10 protein-coding genes, 1 tRNA gene and 1 pseudogene are annotated in these 18,733 nt (G+C 70.8%); 11 read left to right on the plus strand and 1 reads right to left on the minus strand.

The features are described from left to right. Positions 1-247 precede the first annotated feature (247 nt). From KCH87_RS46445 to KCH87_RS46490, 10 genes and pseudogenes are all read left to right on the plus strand, one after another. A complete protein-coding gene (locus KCH87_RS46445) occupies positions 248-847 on the plus strand; it encodes a small secreted protein (RefSeq protein ID WP_210594032.1) in 600 nt (199 codons plus the stop codon). 57 nt (positions 848-904) lie between these two features. Beyond that, the gene (locus KCH87_RS46450) at positions 905-2,422 is read left to right on the plus strand and encodes a class I SAM-dependent methyltransferase (RefSeq protein WP_210594033.1); all 1,518 of its coding nucleotides are present in this window, start codon (positions 905-907) and stop codon (positions 2,420-2,422) included. A 182-nt stretch (positions 2,423-2,604) separates the two neighbouring features. Continuing rightward, positions 2,605-4,800 carry a serine/threonine-protein kinase gene (locus tag KCH87_RS46455; protein ID WP_210594034.1) on the plus strand — a complete coding sequence of 732 codons (2,196 nt, stop codon included), beginning with the start codon at positions 2,605-2,607 and terminating at the stop codon, positions 4,798-4,800. Between the two features lie 173 nt (positions 4,801-4,973). Continuing rightward, positions 4,974-5,171 (plus strand): hypothetical protein, encoded by a 198-nt coding sequence (locus KCH87_RS46460; RefSeq protein ID WP_210594035.1) that lies wholly within the window; start codon positions 4,974-4,976, stop codon positions 5,169-5,171. Positions 5,172-5,419: 248 nt separating this feature from the next. Beyond that, positions 5,420-8,257, plus strand: a complete 2,838-nt coding sequence (gene topA, locus KCH87_RS46465; protein WP_210594036.1) for a type I DNA topoisomerase — start codon at positions 5,420-5,422, stop codon at positions 8,255-8,257. 141 nt (positions 8,258-8,398) lie between these two features. Beyond that, a complete protein-coding gene (gene tmk / locus KCH87_RS46470; protein ID WP_210594037.1) occupies positions 8,399-11,704 on the plus strand; it encodes a dTMP kinase in 3,306 nt (1,101 codons plus the stop codon). A gap of 134 nt (positions 11,705-11,838) precedes the next feature. Beyond that, positions 11,839-13,044, plus strand: coding sequence for a DNA polymerase III subunit delta' (locus KCH87_RS46475; RefSeq protein ID WP_210594038.1), 1,206 nt, complete (start codon positions 11,839-11,841; stop codon positions 13,042-13,044). A 336-nt stretch (positions 13,045-13,380) separates the two neighbouring features. Continuing rightward, a complete protein-coding gene (locus tag KCH87_RS46480) occupies positions 13,381-15,039 on the plus strand; it encodes an alpha/beta hydrolase (RefSeq protein ID WP_210594039.1) in 1,659 nt (552 codons plus the stop codon). Between the two features lie 107 nt (positions 15,040-15,146). After that, a tRNA-Thr gene (locus KCH87_RS46485) sits at positions 15,147-15,223 on the plus strand. A gap of 555 nt (positions 15,224-15,778) precedes the next feature. Next, a pseudogene (locus KCH87_RS46490) lies at positions 15,779-16,617 on the plus strand (IS5 family transposase). A gap of 540 nt (positions 16,618-17,157) precedes the next feature. On the opposite strand, the gene KCH87_RS46495 reads toward KCH87_RS46490, so the two are convergent. Further along, a complete protein-coding gene (locus KCH87_RS46495) occupies positions 17,158-18,213 on the minus strand; it encodes an Lrp/AsnC family transcriptional regulator (RefSeq protein WP_210594040.1) in 1,056 nt (351 codons plus the stop codon). Between the two features lie 137 nt (positions 18,214-18,350). Here KCH87_RS46495 and KCH87_RS49815 point away from each other — a divergent pair, with 137 nt between their 5' ends. Continuing rightward, positions 18,351-18,725, plus strand: a complete 375-nt coding sequence (locus tag KCH87_RS49815; protein ID WP_247197857.1) for a hypothetical protein — start codon at positions 18,351-18,353, stop codon at positions 18,723-18,725. Positions 18,726-18,733 lie beyond the last annotated feature (8 nt).

Below are 18,733 nucleotides of genomic sequence, written 5' to 3' on the forward strand. Positions count from 1 at the left end.
GGCGGCCCGCGCCCCGCCGGCGGCCGGGCGGCGGAGCGCCCCGCGCCGCCCCCCCCCCCGCCCCCCCCCCGCCCCCGGCGGCGGCGGCCCGGCCCCCCCCCCCGCCCCCCCCGCCCGCCCCGTGCGTGTTCACGCCGGATGCCGTGACCCTTCTCTCTCTGGTGTAAATCACATCAAACAGGTTTCTAGTGGACCTTCCGTGTGTGGCTGTCCCCTGTCCGGCGTGTAAGTTCCGGGGCCGAGAGCCATGGAAGGGACCAAACCGGTGAACAAGAAGCTCGCGGCCGCACTGTCCGGCGGTGCGGTACTGGTACTGGCGCTGTCGGCATGCACCAGCGACGAGAGCAACGAGGAGCTCGACGCCTGGGCCAAGAAGATCTGCGACACGGCCCTGGCCCCGAACGCGAAGATCGCCGCCGCCGACGCCGCGATCAACAAGGTGGCCACGGACAGCGAGCCCGAGGAGCTCCAGAAGGTCGACTCCCAGGCATTCGGGGACCTTGCCGAGGGCTTCGAGACGCGGGCGGCCTCCCTCAAGGACGCCGGCGCGCCCGCGGGCATCGACGACGGTGCGAAGAAGCAGCAGGACGCCATCAGCAAGCTCACCGCCGTGTCCACGGCCTACACCGATCTGAAGAAGCAGGTCGACGGGCTGAACACGAAGGACCAGGCGAAGTTCGCGTCCGGACTGAACGAGATGTCGGACGGGATGAAGGACGTGGCGACCCTGCGCAAGAACGCGGTCGCCGCGCTCAAGCAGCTGGAAGAGGGCGACGCCAAGAAGTCTCTGGTCAAGCAGGCCAGCTGCAAGAAGGCGGCCGCGTCGGTCTCGGCCACCGACAGCTGAGGCCCCCTCCGCGGCAGGACGCGGTACCCGTGGCCGCACGCGGGTCACAATGAGGGCGTGAGTAACTCCAGCCTGTCCCCGCTGCCCTCCGCCGACCACCCCGAGATCACCGCCCGCCTCCGGGACGCCCTGCTCGCGGCCTCTTTCACCGCCGACGGGCTGCTCGAGCTCCTCGGCGCGCCCGCGTACGCGGCGCTCGCCCGGAGCGAAACCGTGCCCGCGCTCCGGGCGACACGCGGCGACACGCCGTTGGAGATGCTCGTACGGCTGTTCCTGTTGCAGCAGCCGGTGCCGCACGCGCGCGTGGAGGACGTTCTGCCGCTGGCGGAGTGCCTCGACAGCGGGTGGCTGGTGCCCGTCGGCGGGAGCGAGATCGCCGCCACCGTGGATGTACGGCCGTACGGCGGGCCCGGTGGTGAGGACTGGTTCATCGTGTCCGACCTGGGGTGCGCGGTCGGCGGCGCCGGCGGCATCGGCAGCCGGAACGAAGGCGTCGTCCTCGGAGTCGGCGGCGCGTCCATGACGCTGGCGGGCATCACCGTCCGTACGCCTGTCTCCGCCGCCCTCGACCTCGGCACCGGCTCCGGGATCCAGGCGCTGCACGCCGCGCAGCACGCCACGCGCGTGACGGCGACCGACGTCAACCCGCGCGCGTTGCACATCACCGCACTCACGCTGGCCCTGTCGGGAGCCCCGGGGGCCGACCTCCGGGAGGGCTCGCTGTTCGAGCCGGTCCGGGACGACGAGACGTACGACCTGATCGTGTCGAACCCGCCCTTCGTGATCTCGCCCGGCGCACGGCTGACGTACCGCGACGGAGGAATGGGCGGGGACGATCTGTGCCGCTCGCTCGTTCAGGAGGCGGGGGAACGGCTGCGGGACGGCGGGTTCGCGCACTTCCTCGCCAACTGGCAGCACGTGGAGGGGGAGGACTGGCAGGACCGGCTCAGGTCGTGGGTGCCGCGCGGGTGCGATGCCTGGATCGTGCAGCGCGAGGTGCAGGACGTCACGCAGTACGCCGAGCTGTGGCTCAGGGACGCCGGCGATCACCGGGGTGACCCGGCCGAGTACCAGGCGCTGTACGACGCATGGCTGGACGAGTTCGAGGCGCGCAAGGTGAAGGCGGTCGGCTTCGGCTGGATCACGCTGCGCAGGACCGGGACGGCCGTGCCCTCGGTGACGGTCGAGGAGTGGCCGCATCCGGTCGAACAGCCGCTCGGCGAGACGGTCCGGGCGCACTTCGGCCGCCTCGACTTTCTGCGCGCGCACGACGACGCGGACCTGCTCGAAGGGCACTTCAGGCTCGCTGCCGAGATCGTCCAGGAGCAGGTCGGGCTGCCCGGCGCCGAGGACCCGGAGCATGTGGTGCTGCGCCAGCACCGCGGTATGCGCCGGGCCACCAAGGTGGACACCGTCGGCGCGGGCTTTGCCGGCGTCTGCGACGGCACGCTGAGCGCCGGCCGGATTCTGGATGCCATCGCCCAACTGATGGGCGAGGACCCGGTGTTGCTGCGCGACCGCACGCCCGCGCAGATCCGGCTCCTGGTGGAGCAGGGGTTCCTCCATCCGGCGTAGTGACCCCGGCGGGCGGCTGCGCCCGTGATGCCTGAGGCGCGAGTGCGTCCCTGATACACATGCGTCTGCTCTGGTGGGATTGATCCGGAAAAGGTCTCCTGTCAGTGGTGCGTGCGAAGCTACCTTCGAGAGACAGAGTCCACGCGTTCTCGGGGGAGGCGCGCTGTCTCGGGGGAGGCGTGATGTCGGGGGAGACGCCGGATCAGGGCGAAGGCAGGGTCATCAACGGCCGGTATCGGCTGCTGAGCACGCTCGGCGCGGGCGGCATGGGCCGCGTATGGCTTGCGTACGACGGGGAGTTGGCCTGCGAAGTCGCGATGAAGGAGATCGCGCTTCCGGACGTGCCCATGGACGCGAGCGAGCCCGCGATGCAAGGGAGGATCGCCCGCGCCCGCAGCGAGGCCCGGCACGCGGCACGGCTGCGCGGCCATCCGCATGTCGCGACGGTGCACGACGTGGTGGTGAACGAGGGGCTGCCCTGGATCGTCATGGAGTACGTGCCGGACGCGGTCGACCTCCAGGCGGTCGTACGGAGTTCGGGGCCGCTGTCGCCCGCCCAGGTGGCCCGCGTCGGGCTCGCCGTCCTCGACGCACTCGCCGCCGGGCACCGCATCGGAATCCTCCACCGGGATGTGAAACCGGCCAACATCCTGCTGGCGCCGGACGCTTCGGGCGACCCGCACGCACGCGTGCTGCTCACGGACTACGGCATCGCCCTCCAGCCCGAGTCCCGCGAACCCCGGCTCACCGCCACCGCCGGCATCCTCGGCACGCCGGGCTATCTGGCCCCGGAGCGGGCCCGCGGCGAGCCGCCCACACCGGCCGCCGACCTGTTCTCGCTCGGCGCCACGCTGTACGCCGCGGTCGAGGGACGCGGCCCCTTCGACCGCCACGGCGACTACGCGACCCTTACGGCGCTGCTCGGCGAGGAACCCACGCCACCGGTCCGCGCGGGTGAACTGGCGCCGGTGTTGCAGGGATTGCTGGTGAAGGATCCGGTGCGCAGGTCGACGCCGGAGACGGTGGCGCGGGGGTTGGAGCGGGTGCTGCAAGGTGCGGCGGGCTCGGGGTTTCCCGGGGCGCCCGGATGGGGCGCGGCGCCCGTGGCAGGGGGTTTCGGGCCGCCGCCGGAGGGTTTCGTGGCAGCTCCGCCCGGCACGCCCCGGATGCCACCGGGCATGCCTCCGACGCCCAACACTCCACAGACGCCGCACACTCCTGCCGGCGGTCCGGGCAGCGCCGGCCCCGGTGCCGGTGGCCCGGCGACACCCGGTGGGACATACGGCGGTGCGCCCGGGGCGACGCCGTACGACGTCTGGCGGCAGCCCGGCCCCCAGGGGCACGTCGACCCCGGCAACCCGTATGCGCAGGTGCCGGGCTCGCCGTACGCGGGGAGCGGCGCGCCTTCGCCGTACGGTGGCACTCCACAGCCGTATGCCGGTGGTTTCCCCGGCGGCCCGGGCACACCGCCCCCCGCTTCCAGGAAACGTCTCGCGCTGATCGCCCTCGTCGTGGGCGCCGTCCTCGTCGTCGCCGGCGGTGCCTGGGCGGCCGTCTCGCTGACCGGTGACGACGGTGGCGGCCGGCGCGCGGCGACGAAGAGCTCGCCGTCGTCGAGCGCGTCGTCCCAGGGGTCGCAACCGCCGACCGGGCCCGTGTATCCGTACGGCGAAGTGATCGGCCTCACCGATGCCCTGGAAACCGGGGACTGTGTGCAGGCGGTCTGGACGGGGGCGCCGTTCAAGTCGGAGCCGAACCTCGGGGTCGTGGACTGCGCCGATGACTGGCCGGACGGGCAGGTCGTCGCGGTCGACACGGCCGCCGGTTACGACGACGCCCGCACCCAGGGAGCGAAACGCTGCGAGAACCAGACCCGGTCGGTCACGGAGGCGCTGCCGGACGCGGCCGGCTACGCCGTCGTACCGACGAGGGAGGGCTTCACGACGGCCAACAGCGGTACGGCATGTCTCGTACTCGGCCGCCATGCCGCGATAGGCGGTGAAGTGGGCAGCTTCCGCGACGCGGGCACGGATTTGTGGGTCGGACAGATGAGCGTCGGCGACTGCTGGGTCTACGGGGAACTGGAGGACGGCTACAAAGCGCCGCTCACCGAATGCTCCAAACCGCACACCGACCAGGTCATAGGCACTGTTCAGGCACCGAGCGGAATGAGTCAGAAGAAGGGCGGTGACAACTCGACCAAGCTCTGCCGCAACAAATTCGCGTCGACCTGGGCGCCCGGGTCGGAGCGGACCGTGTACGGCTGGGTGGCCGACGAGGACGACTGGGAACTCGGCTTCACCAAGGTCGTGTGCACGGTGAGCCGTGCCGACGACAAGAAGACGACCGGAAAGATACCCGCGCCCGGGTCGGTCTGAGACCGGTCCGAGCCCGGTCGGGATCGGGCCCGAGAGCGGTCCGGGCCCGGCGGCGGGGATCCACAGCCGCGTCGGTCCCTCGTTCACCTGAGGTTCGCCGGGCCGCCGTCCGTACGTGCCAGCCTCCCGGCACCGGGGTAGGTACGGACGGGAGAAAAGGGGCGCAAAGAACCATGGAGAGCGGACCGGCGATCTTCGCGGGTGTGGTGTTCGCCCTGTTCGGAGGCGGACTGCTGGTGTGGACGGCGGTGCGTGTGCGGCACCGCGAACCCGTGGCCCACGGTGTGAGCCCTGTCGCATCGGCGACCCTCGCGACCGTCGCCGCGGTGATCGCGCTGATCCTCGGAACGTGGTGCTTCACCCGCGTCTGAGGACCGTGCCAGGACAGGGACTTCAATAATTAGGAGGTCATGCTCCGCATAGGCTCGAAAAGGCCGGTGGGCACTCCGGGCGGCAGGAATGGCGGGAGTCGGGTTACCGTTCGAGTGGCCGTTGCGGGCTTTTCCCGTTTGACACGGGGGCGGGATGTACCGTCACACTCCGCAGCGTCAGCATGACCCGACCCCGGGAACCAAGGCCTGGGGATTGACCCCAGCGCCGACCGGAGAGAAGAGCGAAGTTGTCCCCGACCAGCGAGACCGCAAAGGGCGGCCGCCGACTCGTCATCGTCGAGTCGCCTGCCAAGGCGAAGACGATCAAGGGCTATCTCGGCCCCGGATACGTCGTCGAGGCGAGCGTCGGGCACATCCGCGACCTCCCCAACGGCGCCGCCGAAGTGCCCGAGAAGTACACCGGCGAGGTGCGCCGCCTCGGCGTGGACGTCGAGCACGACTTCGAGCCGATCTATGTGGTCAACGCCGACAAGAGGGCACAGGTCAAAAAGCTCAAGGACCTGCTGAAGGACTCCGACGAGCTCTACCTCGCCACCGATGAGGACCGCGAGGGCGAGGCCATCGCGTGGCACCTCCTGGAGGTGCTCAAGCCCAAGGTCCCGGTCAAGCGCATGGTGTTCCACGAGATCACCAAGGACGCGATCCGCGCCGCCGTCGCCAACCCGCGCGACCTCAACCAGCGCATGGTCGACGCCCAGGAGACCCGCCGCATCCTCGACCGCCTCTACGGCTACGAGGTCTCGCCGGTCCTGTGGAAGAAGGTCATGCCGCGGCTGTCGGCCGGCCGCGTCCAGTCGGTCGCCACTCGACTCGTGGTGGAGCGGGAACGCGAGCGCATCGCGTTTCGTTCCGCTGAGTACTGGGACCTGACGGGCACCTTCGCGACCGGCCGTGCGGGGGACTCCTCGGACCCGTCGTCGCTGGTCGCCCGCCTCCAGACCGTCGACGGCAGGCGGGTCGCGCAGGGCCGCGACTTCGACTCCCTGGGACAACTCAAGAGCGCGAACACCCTCCACCTCGACGAGGCCAACGCCCGCGCCCTGGCCGCCGCCCTGGAGGACACGCGGTTCGCCGTCCGGTCGGTCGAGTCCAAGCCGTACCGCCGCTCGCCGTACGCCCCGTTCCGAACGACGACGTTGCAGCAGGAGGCCAGCCGCAAGCTCGGCTTCGGCGCGAAGGCCACGATGCAGGTCGCGCAGAAGCTGTACGAGAACGGCTTCATCACGTACATGCGTACGGACTCCACGACGCTGAGCGACACCGCGATCGCGGCCGCCCGCGCCCAGGTCACGCAGCTGTACGGCGCCGACTACCTGCCGTCGTCCCCGCGGACGTACGCCGGGAAGGTCAAGAACGCGCAGGAGGCCCACGAGGCGATCCGCCCCTCGGGCGACCGGTTCCGCACACCTGCCGAGACCGGTCTGACCGGCGACCAGTTCAGGCTCTACGAGCTGATCTGGAAGCGGACCGTCGCCTCGCAGATGAAGGACGCGACCGGGAACAGCGTGACCGTGAAGATCGGTGGCGCCGCCGCCGACGGCCGGGACGTCGAGTTCAGCGCCTCCGGCAAGACGATCACCTTCCACGGCTTCCTGAAGGCCTACGTCGAAGGCGCCGACGACCCGAACGCCGAACTGGACGACCGCGAGCGCCGCCTGCCGCAGGTGAACGAGGGCGACCCGCTCAGCGCCGAGGAGATCACGGTCGACGGGCACGCCACCAAGCCCCCGGCCCGCTACACCGAGGCCAGCCTGGTCAAGGAGCTCGAAGAGCGCGAGATCGGCCGCCCGTCGACGTATGCGTCGATCATCGGCACGATCCTCGACCGCGGCTATGTGTTCAAGAAGGGCACGGCACTCGTCCCGTCCTTCCTGTCCTTCGCCGTGGTCAACCTCCTGGAGAAGCACTTCGGGCGGCTCGTCGACTACGACTTCACCGCCAGGATGGAGGACGACCTCGACCGCATCGCGCGCGGCGAGGCGCAGGCCGTGCCGTGGCTGAGGCGGTTCTACTTCGGCGAGGGCACGGGCTCGGGCGGTGCCGCGGAGGCCGGCAACGGCGACGGTGACCACCTCGGCGGTCTCAAGGAGCTGGTGACCGACCTGGGCGCGATCGACGCGCGCGAGGTGTCGTCGTTCCCCGTGGCCAACGACATCGTGCTGCGGGTCGGGCGTTACGGTCCGTACGTCGAGCGTGGCGAGAAGGACTCCGAGTTCCACCAGCGCGCGGACGTGCCCGAGGACCTCGCCCCGGACGAGCTCTCCGTCGAGCTCGCCGAGGAGTTGCTCGCCAAGCCGAGCGGCGACTTCGAGCTGGGCGCCGATCCGGAGACGGGCCACCAGATCATCGCCCGCGACGGCCGCTACGGCCCGTACGTCACCGAGGTGCTCCCGGAGGGCACCCCGAAGACCGGCAAGAACGCTGTGAAGCCGCGTACGGCCTCGCTGTTCAAGTCGATGTCCCTCGACACGGTGACCCTTCAGGACGCCCTCAAGCTGATGTCGCTGCCGCGTGTCGTCGGCAAGGACGCCGAGGGCGTGGAGATCACCGCGCAGAACGGCCGCTACGGCCCGTATCTGAAGAAGGGCACGGACTCACGCTCGCTGCAGACCGAGGACCAGCTCTTCACGATCACCCTCGAAGAGGCGCTGGAAATCTACTCCCAGCCCAAGCAGCGTGGCCGGGCCGCCGCCAAGCCGCCGCTGAAGGAACTGGGCGAGGACCCGGTCAGCGGGAAGCCGGTCGTCGTCAAGGACGGCCGCTTCGGGCCGTACGTCACCGACGGCGAGACCAACGCGACCCTGCGGTCCGGCGACAGCGTCGAGGAGATCAGCCCGGAGCGCGGCTTCGAACTGCTCGCCGAGAAGCGGGCGAAGGCGCCCGCCAAGAAGACGGCGAAGAGGACGGCCGCGAAGAAGGCTCCGGCCAAGAAGGCCACGGCCGCCAAGAAGACCGCGGCGAAGAAGACGACGACGGCTGCCAAGAAGACGACGGCGAAGAAAACGGCCGCGAAGACGACGGCGGCCAAGAAGGCGACGGCTGCCAAGTCGGCCTCGGAGGACTGAGGCTCTCCGCGAGTCGTGTGAGAGTCGGCTTCTTCACTTCTGGTTCGCAAAAGGCGCGCCCCGGCAACGCTTTGGTGTCGGGGCGTGCGCACGTTCGGACGCGCCCGGCGGTCTGTCGGTGGCTGCCGATAGGCTGAACGCATGACGCGAGCCGAGCAGCCAACGGCCCATAACCCGGCCCCCGACGACACCCTGGTCGCGGATTCCCGCGAGCGTGCCGTCCGCGCGCTGCTGCGCGAACCGCAGCTGAAGCGGTTGTGGAGCGCACACCTCGTGGGCGGAGTCGGCGATGCGCTGGCGCTGCTGGTGCTGGTCCTCCTCGCCCTCCAGGCGGCGATCGCCGAGGGCTCGTTCGGTGGCGGCTACCGGGGTGTGGCGTTCGCAGTGGCGACCGTCTTCGCGGTGCGTGTCCTCGCAACGCTGCTCTTCGGGGCCGTACTGCTCGGCCCGCTCACCTCGCTCACGTCCCAGGATGGCCCGCTCGACCGCCGCTGGACCATGGTCGGCGCGGACGGGCTGCGGGCCGCGTTGCTGATCGTCGCGCCGCTGTGGATCGACTGGACGCCGGACGACGCGCTGGCCGTCCTCCTGGTCACCGTCTTCGTGACCGGAGTCGCCGAGCGCTTCTGGACGGTGTGCCGGGAGAGCGCGGCGCCCGCGCTGCTGCCGACCCCGCCCTTGGAGGGGGCGACGGTGCGTCCGCTGCCGGACCACCTGGACGCCCTGCGGCGCCTGTCGATCCGTACGACCTTCGTGGCGATCCCTCTGGCGGCCGGCGGGCTGATCGCGGCGGGCCTGCTCAACAACCTGCTGGGCGCCGGAATCGACTGGTTCGAGCAGCACCAGGCCGCCCTCGCGTCGTATGTGGCGGCCGGTCTCTTCGCCGCCTCCCTGTCCGTGCTGACCTTCCTGGAGCTGCCCGGCACGCGCACCCCGCGCCCGCGGTCGCCGCTCGAGGGGCTGCGCCGGCCCAAGACGGGCACCGGCGTCGATGAAAAGGGCCGCACCGGCGCCCTGCCGCTGCTGGTGCTGGCCTGCGCCGCCGTGGCCGGCGCGATCGCCGCGGCCGTCGCCGTGTCGGTGCTGCACGCCAAGGACCTGGGCGGCGGCCCGGTGACGTACGGGCTGCTGGTGCTCGCGCTGACCGGCGGTGTCGCAGTCGGCATCCGTACGGCACCTTCGGTGCTCCCCTCCCTGTCGCGACGACGCCTGTTCGCGCTGGCCATAGCCTTCACCGGGGTTGCGCTGCTCGCCGCCGGGCTCGTCCCGGACCTGACCACCGTGCTGCTGATCGTCGCGCTGGCCGGCGTCGGCGCGGGCGTGGCCGCCAGCACCGGGCACACGCTGCTCGACCAGGAGGCCGAGGACTACCGCCGGGCGCGCACGACGGAGCATCTGCACGCGGTCGTACGGGTCTTCGTGGCGCTCGGCGCGCTGATCGCGCCCCTGGTGGCGGCGCTCATCGGCCCGCACCGGCTGGAGAGCGGCAAGTTCGTGTTCGCGCACGGCGGCGCCGCGTTCACGCTGATGCTGGTCGGCGCGCTGCTGCTGCCGGTGGCCGCGCTGGTGCTCGCCAAGGCCGACGACCGTTCCGGTGTGCCGCTGCGGCAGGATCTGCGGGACGCGCTGCTCGGCGGCGACGACCCGGAGACGGTACCCGCCGCGTCCGGTTTCTTCATCGCCCTGGAGGGCGGCGACGGCGCCGGGAAGTCCACCCAGGCCGAGGCGCTCGCCGAGTGGATCCGGGCCAAGGGACACGAGGTCGTGGTGACGCATGAGCCGGGGGCGACGCCGGTCGGGAAGCGGCTGCGGTCGATCCTGCTGGACGTGTCGTCGGCGGGGCTGTCGCACCGGGCGGAGGCGCTGCTGTACGCGGCGGACCGCGCGGAGCACGTGGACACGGTTGTGCGCCCTGCGCTGGAGCGCGGCGCGGTGGTCGTCTCGGACCGTTACATCGACTCGTCCGTGGCCTACCAGGGGGCGGGGCGTGATCTGTCCCCGACGGAGATCGCCCGTATCAACCGGTGGGCGACGAACGGGCTGGTGCCGCACCTGACCGTCCTGCTGGATGTCGCGCCGGAGACCGCGCGCGAGCGGTTCACGGAGGCGCCGGACCGGCTGGAGTCGGAGCCCGCCGAGTTCCACGCACGCGTGCGGTCCGGTTTCCTGACGCTGGCCGCCGCCGACCCCGGGCGGTACCTGGTCGTGGACGCGGGCCAGGAGCCCGAGGCCGTCACGACCGTCGTCCGGGCGCGACTCGACCAGATGCTGCCGCTGTCCGAGGCCGAGATCCAGGCCCGGGAGGAGGCCCGCCGGAAGGCCGAGGAAGAGGCCCGGCGCAAGGCTGAGGAAGAGGCGGCCCGCAAGGCCGAGGAGGAGCGACTGGAGCGCGAGCGCCAGGAGCAGCTGGAGCGGTTGCGCGCCGAGGAGGAGGAGCGCAAGCGGCGCGAGCTGGAGGAGGCGCAGCGGCGCGAGGCCGAGCGGCAGGCGGAGGAGGCCCGGCAGCGGGCCGAGGAAGCGCGTCGGCGTGCGGAGGAGGAGCGGGTCCGGCTCCTCGCCGAGGAGAAGGCGCGCGCCGAGGAGGAGGCCCGTCGCAAGGCCGAGGAGGACCGGCGGCGCAAGCAGGCCGAGGAAGAGGCCCGGCTGCGCGCCGAGGCGGAGGCGCGGCGCCTGGAGAAGCAGCGCAAGGCCGAGGAGGCGCTGCTGCGGGCCGAGGAGGCACGCAGGCTGGCGGAGCAGGCGGCGGCCGCAGCGGAGGCGGGGCCTCCGCAGGCGACGGCTCCTGCGGCGCCGGAAGCGGCGCCCGGTGCGGTGTCGGATGCGGTGACTGTGCCCACGCCGGTCGTGACGCCGGAGGACGTGGCTCGCGGGCGGTCGGCTGAGGAGACGGCTGTGCTGCGGCCGGTGCGGGGGGATGCGGCCGAGGGCGATTCGTCCCGGGCCGGTTCTTCCGGAAAGGCCGGCTCCTCCGGGCCGGGCGATTCCGAGGTGACGGCTGAGCTGCCCAAGCCCGAGGGGGCACAGGGGGCGGCGGATGAGACGGCTGTGTTGCCGCCGGTTGTGCCGGGGGCGGCTGACGAGACGGCTGTCCTTCCGCCGGTGGCGCCTGGTGCGGCGGATGAGACCGCTGTTCTCCCGCCCGTGACGCCCGGTGCGGCGGATGAGACTGCGGTGCTTCCTCCCGTTCGGGGGGAGGATCCTTCGGACCGGGTTCCGCCGGGGCTCTTCCGGGACGAGCGGACGGGGGCGCAGCCGGACGGGACCGAGGACCGTACGCGCGAGATGCCTCAGGTCGATGCGGAGGCGGCGCCTCGGCGGCGGACGCGGTCCGACTGGGCCGAGGAGACGCCGCTGGACGATCTGCCGACGCTGGCGGACGAGTTGCTCGGGCCGCGCGAGGACGACGAGGAGTTCGACGACGAGCGGGGGCGCGGTCGGCGCCGCTGAGCTCGGCCGAACTCGGCTCGTGAGGCGCCACGGGGACCCCTGGCCGTCTCGGTTGGCTCAGGGACCCCGTTGTCAGTGCCACCCGCCACAATGGATGGCACAGCACGGACCATGACGAAAGGGGCGGGTGACCCATGACCGTATGGGATGACCTGGTGGGGCAGGAGAAGGTGAGCGCCCAGCTCGATGCCGCCGCCCGCGATGCCGACGCCCTGGTCACCGCCGCGGGCACGGACGTGCCGCCCCCCGAGGCGTCGAAGATGACGCACGCCTGGCTGTTCACCGGCCCGCCCGGCTCCGGCCGCACCCAGGCGGCGCGGGCCTTCGCCGCCGCGCTTCAGTGCGTCAGCCCGGACCGTGCGCTCGGCGGAACCCCCGGCTGCGGGTTCTGCGACGGCTGCCATACGACACTGATCGGCACGCACGCCGACGTGAGCACGGTCGCGGCCGTCGGTACGCAGATCCTCGCCGACGACATGCGGGACACCGTCCGTAAGTCGTTCACCTCGCCGGCGACCGGCCGCTGGCAGGTCATCCTCGTCGAGGACGCCGAGCGGCTGAACGAGAAGTCGGCCAACGCCGTCCTCAAGGCGGTCGAGGAGCCCGCCCCCCGCACCGTCTGGCTGCTGTGCGCCCCCTCCATCGAGGACGTGCTGCCGACCATCCGCTCCCGCTGCCGCCACCTGAACCTGCGGACGCCCTCGGTCGACGCCGTCGCCGACATGCTCGTACGACGTGAGGGCATCGAGCCCGCGATCGCCGCCGCCGCGGCCAGTGCCACGCAGGGGCACATCGACCAGGCCCGTCGCCTGGCCACGGACCCGGCCGCTCGTGAGCGCAGGGCCGCCGTGCTCAAGATGCCACTGAGGGTCGACGACGTCGGCGGCTGCCTCAGGGCCGCCCAGGAGCTCGTCGACGCGGCGGCCGAGGACGCCAAGCAACTCGCCGCCGAGATGGACGACAAGGAGACCGAGGAGCTGAAGGCGGCGATGGGCGCGTCCCAGGGCGGCCGGATGCCGCGAGGCACGGCGGGCGTGATGAAGGACCTGGAGGACAAGCAGAAACGCCGCAGGACGCGTACGCAGCGGGACAGCCTCGACCTCGCCCTCACCGATCTCACCGCCTTCTACCGCGATGTCCTCGCCCTCCAGCTCGGCTCCCGCGTGGCCATCGCCAACGCCGACGCCGAGGACACCCTGGAGCGCCTCGCCCGCGCCGCCTCCCCCGAGTCCACGCTCCGCCGCATCGAGGCGATCGCCGCCTGCCGAGACGCCCTCGACCGCAATGTGGCCCCGCTGCTCGCGGTGGAGGCAATGACCATGGCACTGAGAGCGGGCTGACGGGCGCTCGGCACCCCGAAACCGTGGGGGTGGCAGACGTGTTGACGACGTAACTCGTACGAGGCACGCCGCGCTGCCGCTCAAGCCGGAAGCGGCACTCGTACGAGGCGCGACCGGTCAGTGCCGGAGGTGGAAGCGGTACTCGTACGAGGTGCGCCCGCATCCGACCGAGGCGGGAGCGGTGCGCGTATGGGGCGCACCCTCGCATCCGACCGAGGCCGAAGCCGTACCCGTGCGAGGCGCACCCCGCATCCGACCGAGACCTGACCTGCATGCATGCGAGCCACACCCTGCACGGACGGCAATCAATCCATCGCGCAGGGTTACGCTCGCTGGATGCACATCAGGCGCGCCTCCCGACCGACCAGCCGGAGCCCTCAGCCCCAGCCTCAGCCCCACGCCCGCCACGCCACGGACGCGGCCGGCCCCACCCGCACCACCGCAGTCACCGCCACCGCCGCACTCCTCACCGCCGTCGCTCTCCTCGCTTCCGCCTGCTCCTCCGGCGGCGCGACGACGTCGGCCGGTACGGCGGCCGAGGCGGCACTGGCTGCGCTGCCGCGGGCGACGCCGGCCGCGCTCTCGCCGTACTACGGGCAGAAGCCGGGCTGGCGCAGTTGCGGGGTCGAAGGGTTCGAGTGCGCCACGGTCAAGGCGCCGCTCGACTACGACGAGCCCGACGCCGGTGAAGTCCAGCTCGCCGTAGCCCGGAAGAAGGCCACGGGGCCGGGTAAGCGGGTCGGGTCGCTGCTGGTGAACCCGGGCGGTCCGGGCGGCTCGGCGATCGGCTATCTACAGGCGTACGCCGGTATCGGCTATCCGGCGGAGGTCCGCGCCCGCTACGACATGGTGGCGGTCGACCCGCGCGGGGTCGCCCGCAGCGAGCCGGTCGAATGCCTCGACGGGAAGGAGATGGACACCTACACGCAGACGGACACGACGCCGGACGACGAGCAGGAGACCACCGAACTCGTCGACGCGTACAAGAAGTTCGCGGAGGGCTGTGGCAGTGACGCGCCCCGGCTGCTGCGCCATGTCTCCACCGCCGAGGCGGCGCGGGACATGGACATCGTGCGGGCGGCGCTGGGGGACCGGAAGCTGAACTTCGTGGGGGCGTCGTACGGGACGTTCCTCGGAGCGACGTACGCGGGACTCTTCCCGGACCGGACGGGCCGGCTGGTGCTGGACGGCGCGATGGACCCGTCGCTGCCCGCCCGCAGGCTGAACCTCGACCAGACGGCGGGCTTCGAGACGGCGTTCCAGTCCTTCGCGAAGGACTGTGTGCAGCAGCCGGACTGCCCGCTCGGCGGCAAGGGCACGGCGCCGGCGAAGGTCGGCGACAACCTCAAGGCGTTCTTCGCGAAGCTCGACGCGCAGCCCATCCCCACCGGCGACGCGGACGGCCGTACGCTCACCGAGTCCCTCGCCACCACCGGCGTGATCGCGGCGATGTACGACGAGGGAGCATGGGCGCAACTGCGCGAGGCGCTGACCTTGGCGATGAAAGAGAAGGACGGCGCGGGTCTGCTGGTCCTCTCCGACAGCTACTACGAGCGTGACGCCGACGGCCGCTACACGAACCTGATGTTCGCCAACGCCGCCGTGAACTGCCTGGACCTCCCGGCCGCCTTCGACACCCCCGAGGAGGTGCAGAAGGCCCTGCCGACTTTCGAGAAGGCCTCCCCGGTCTTCGGTGAGGGCCTCGCCTGGGCCACCCTGCCCTGCGCGTACTGGCCGGTGGCGGCGACGGGCGGGCCGCACCGTATCGAGGCCAAGGGCGCGGCCCCGATCGTCGTGGTCGGCACCACCCGCGACCCCGCGACGCCCTACCGCTGGGCCCGCGCCCTGTCCGGCCAGCTCTCCTCGGCCCGCCTCCTCACCTACGAGGGCGACGGCCACACCGCCTACGGCCGCGGCAGCGACTGCATCGACTCCACGATCAACGCCTACCTGCTCCGTGGCACCCCTCCGACCAAGGGAAAGCGCTGCTCATAGCCCACGTCACCGGCCCCGGAGTCACCCCTCCGGGGCGGGTACGGAGCACCCCCCGAAACTGTGTAGACTTACCGACGTTGCTGATCGCACCATAGTGTGTACGGCGCGCCGCCTTAGCTCAGATGGCCAGAGCAACGCACTCGTAATGCGTAGGTCTCGGGTTCGAATCCCGAAGGCGGCTCCATGGTGAACCCCAGGTCAAGCCTTTGACCTGGGGTTTCTCGTTTTCGTTGGCTTTGAAATTCGGGCTAAACGGGCATGCGTGGTCTACGCATCGTAATGCGCAGGTTCCAGGTTGACAGTCGGTAGCGATTGCGCCCTGCAAGGCTGTGAACCGGCCTTTTGTCGCTCGTTGTCGATCCGCCTCGACCTGGTCGGGATGACGTGGTGGCCATTTGGTGGCCAAGCGTGCAAACGGGCTCCTGCTCGGCCGCGCAACTGGGGGCACGCAGGGGAACGGCTGTTGTACCGACCCGACAATCGCGCGTTCCAACTGCCCCTCGTTTGGCTGCCGGGCCCTAGCAGACCTTCTCGGTCTCTGCTGGCCCGCCTCCGGCGAAGTCAGTCCAGCGCCTGAATGGTTTGGCGACGACGGTGTCGACACTGGCGCGATGTCCGAGATCCTGCTGGATGCTCAGTGGGCGGTTCGTGAGTCTATGAGTGGTTCTGGTGTCGCCTGATGGCGTGGGCGAAGCCGGAACGTGCCGGTCCGATGCCGGTGGCCTGCTGGGATCGGTGGGTGAGTGAACGCAAGCCGTACCAGAGCGACTTGACGGACGGGCAATGGGCGTTGATCGAGCCGGTACTCACGGCCTGGAAGAACCGGCACCGTTCCGTCAGCGGCCACCAGGGCCGTTACTCGATGCGGGAGATCGTGAACTCGATCCCCTACCAGTCCCGGACCGGCTGTCAGTGGGCTCTCCTGCCGAACGACCTGCCGCCGAAGAGCGCGACGTACTACTACTTCGCCGCCTGGCGGGACGACGGTACCGACCAGCAGATCCATGAACTCCTGTGCTGTCAGGTGCGGGAGAGGAACCGGCGGTCAGAGGACCCGACCCTGGTGATCCTGGACACCCGGAGTGTCCGGGCGGCCACCGGGGTCCCCGCGGTCACGACGGGCAAAGACGCCGCGAAACGGGTGCCTGGCCGTGGACGTCCTCGGCCTGGTCATCGCCGTCACCGTGCCGGCCGCGAGGTGTCCACGACGACGCGGCCGGCATCACTCTGCTCGACCAGGTCGCCGTCGCGGCCGGCGGCTCGGTCAGCAAGGCCCTGGTCGACCAGGGCTTCAAGAACCAGGTCGTCACGCACGGGGCGGCCTCGGCATCGACGTCGAGATCGTCCAGCGGAACCCTCAGGAGCGGGGATTCCTTCCGCGGCCGAAACGGTGGGCGGGTGGAGCAGACGTTCGGGACCCTGATACCGCACCGGCACCCGGTCCGCGATGACGAACACCGCCCGGCCTCCTCCGCCTCCCGCATCTACTGGGCCATGACCCACGTCATGGCCCGTCGGCTCACCGACATGAGCACGCTCACCTGGCGCGATCCGCGCGTGGTCGGCGCGTGCACCTGAACCCCCTCCTCCAGGCACTCGACCTTCAGGAAGACGCCGCCCGGGCTTTGGCCGACGATCTCCGTACTCAGATCGGCGCCCTGCAGACCCAGCTCCGCGAGGCCCAACTACGTCTGGAACACTCGCCATCACCCGCACGACCATCACCGGCCTCGCCGACCGGATCCCGGTCCAGAGCGCCGCCCCATCAGGAAGTCCGGAACTGCCCGAGCGCCCGGACTACCCCCGCATCCTCGCTGCCTTCAACGCCACCGCGGGCCCGCTTCCCGCGACATCTGCCAGGCCCTCGACTTCGAGCTCCTGCCGAAACACGTCGAACGGACCCACGCCAAGATGTAACGCCTGGTCACACCAGGAATCCTCACCGAGGCCGCGCCCGGCACCTTCAGCTTCAGCAAGAAGCAGTAACTGAGTCCGGAACGGACATAAAATCACGAACCGCCCACTGAGGTGTCCTCCGGTTCGGGTTGGCGGGCTCGATCCGTTTTCCGCTGCCGCAGAACCAGCAGTCCGGGGGCACGGCATTCGGACGGGCGCCTTCTACAGGTTCAGGGGAAGCGGAACATGCTGGGTGGCGCGGCCGTGACGGTCCAGGAGCCACCCCATGCGTTTGGGGGAGTGGAGCGCGACGGTGCGGTCCTTGACTTCGAGGTGAGGAAAGCGGTCGGTGAGGAGGCGCTCGAAGGGGCCGATGCCGTTGAGGTCGTGGAGCCAGGCCATGAAGAGCAGGTTGTGTGGTCCGCTGACGGAGACGGCGAGGCGGATCTGTTCCATCCGGGCCATGGCGATGCCGGTCTGTTCGAGGTGGCTGTGAGGCACGCAGGCGCGGTAGATGACCATGGCCCGGTAGCCGGCCAGGGGGTGGGCGATGTCGCAGCGCAAGGTCAGGTCGCGGGCGCGGAGCATCTGCAGTAGGCGTCTGCGGGCGGTGTGCTCGCTCAGTCCGGCTGCTTCGCCGAGTGCTTTGTAGCTGAGTCGTCCGTCGATGCCCAGCGCGGTGCGCAGGGCGTGATCTTGCTGGGTGAGCCGTGTGCCCATGTGTGAGCTGTAGGTGTCACGGACGGTGTTGCGGGATTCCGGCAACTGGGCGCGTGCCGCTGCGTCGATGGCTCGGGTACGCCAGTCGCTGCCTTCACCGAAGACGGTGATGCCAAGACGGCTCTTGGTGGAGTGGACGCCGGGCAGTGCGCCGATGGTGCCGTGCACAGCGGTTCCCAGGGTGTGGAGATCGGGGGCCGCGACGGAGAGGAAGAGGTCGAAGTCGCCCGCCGTCTCATCGACGCTGAAGATCCAGGGTATCCGGGCGAGTGCGTGGCTGACCTGGTCGAAGGTGCCTGGTCGGCAGCGCACTTCGACGTAGGCGACGGTGGCCGCGTGCGGTGCTTCGTAGGCGGTGATCCAGGCCAGACCGAGGGTCCGCAGGCGTTCCCAGCGGCGTGCGACCGTGGTCGCGTCGACCCCCAGGACCCGGGCCAGTTGGGCCCACGTCGCACGGGGTGAGGACTGCAGGGCATCGACGAGTTCCAGGTCGTTCTCCGAGAACGAGGCCGCTTCATAATCCGGCTCTGCAGGTGGCTTGCTGAAGCTTTCCTGCATATTTTCTTCTGCTTCCTTCCGAAACCGGACCATGGAGGGAGTCCCCGTCACGGTCGATTATCTGCCGCTGCTGGAAGGAACGGCGATGCCTGCTTCCCCGCCCTCGCGCCGGTTCGCGTCTTCGGTTGAGTGGCCCGGTGCGTCTCACCGTGGTCTTGCTGTTGGCGGCCTGGTTCATCGACCACGCCGACCGGCTGATCGTCAACGTGGTGCTGCCGTCGACCGGTGAGGAGTTCGATCTCGGCCGCAGCGAGCAGGGCGTGGTGATCTCGGTCTTCTTCCTCGCCCGTGTGCTGTGCCGGATCCCCGGCGGCCGGCTCGCCGGTGTGGTGGCGCCCACGGTGACGGATGTGCCGGCCGATGCTCTCTCCTTCCAGGCCGCCTTCGCTTTCCTCGTCCTGGGCGCGGTCATCGACTCTGTCGTGGCCTGCCTCACCCCCGGAGCACCCCGGCTCTGCCGGCCGGCGCTCCGGGGCACCTCCCCGCGGCGAGCCAAGAACCTTCTTCCCTGATCGAAAAG

The sequence above is a fragment of the Streptomyces sp. GESEQ-35 genome, assembly GCF_017948485.1.
In the GTDB taxonomy this organism is placed as follows: Bacteria; Actinomycetota; Actinomycetes; order Streptomycetales; family Streptomycetaceae; genus Streptomyces.

Excerpts from the sequence above, each read along its gene's own strand:
- KCH87_RS46445 (WP_210594032.1), top strand. The coding sequence starts at position 248 with ATGGAAGGGACCAAACCGGTGAACAAGAAGCTCGCGGCCGCACTGTCC.
- KCH87_RS46455 (WP_210594034.1), top strand. The coding sequence starts at position 2,605 with ATGTCGGGGGAGACGCCGGATCAGGGCGAAGGCAGGGTCATCAACGGC.
- KCH87_RS46460 (WP_210594035.1), top strand. The coding sequence starts at position 4,974 with ATGGAGAGCGGACCGGCGATCTTCGCGGGTGTGGTGTTCGCCCTGTTC.
- tmk (WP_210594037.1), top strand. The coding sequence starts at position 8,399 with ATGACGCGAGCCGAGCAGCCAACGGCCCATAACCCGGCCCCCGACGAC.
- KCH87_RS46475 (WP_210594038.1), top strand. The coding sequence starts at position 11,839 with ATGACCGTATGGGATGACCTGGTGGGGCAGGAGAAGGTGAGCGCCCAG.
- KCH87_RS46480 (WP_210594039.1), top strand. The coding sequence starts at position 13,381 with ATGCACATCAGGCGCGCCTCCCGACCGACCAGCCGGAGCCCTCAGCCC.
- KCH87_RS46495 (WP_210594040.1), bottom strand. The coding sequence starts at position 18,213 with ATGCAGGAAAGCTTCAGCAAGCCACCTGCAGAGCCGGATTATGAAGCG.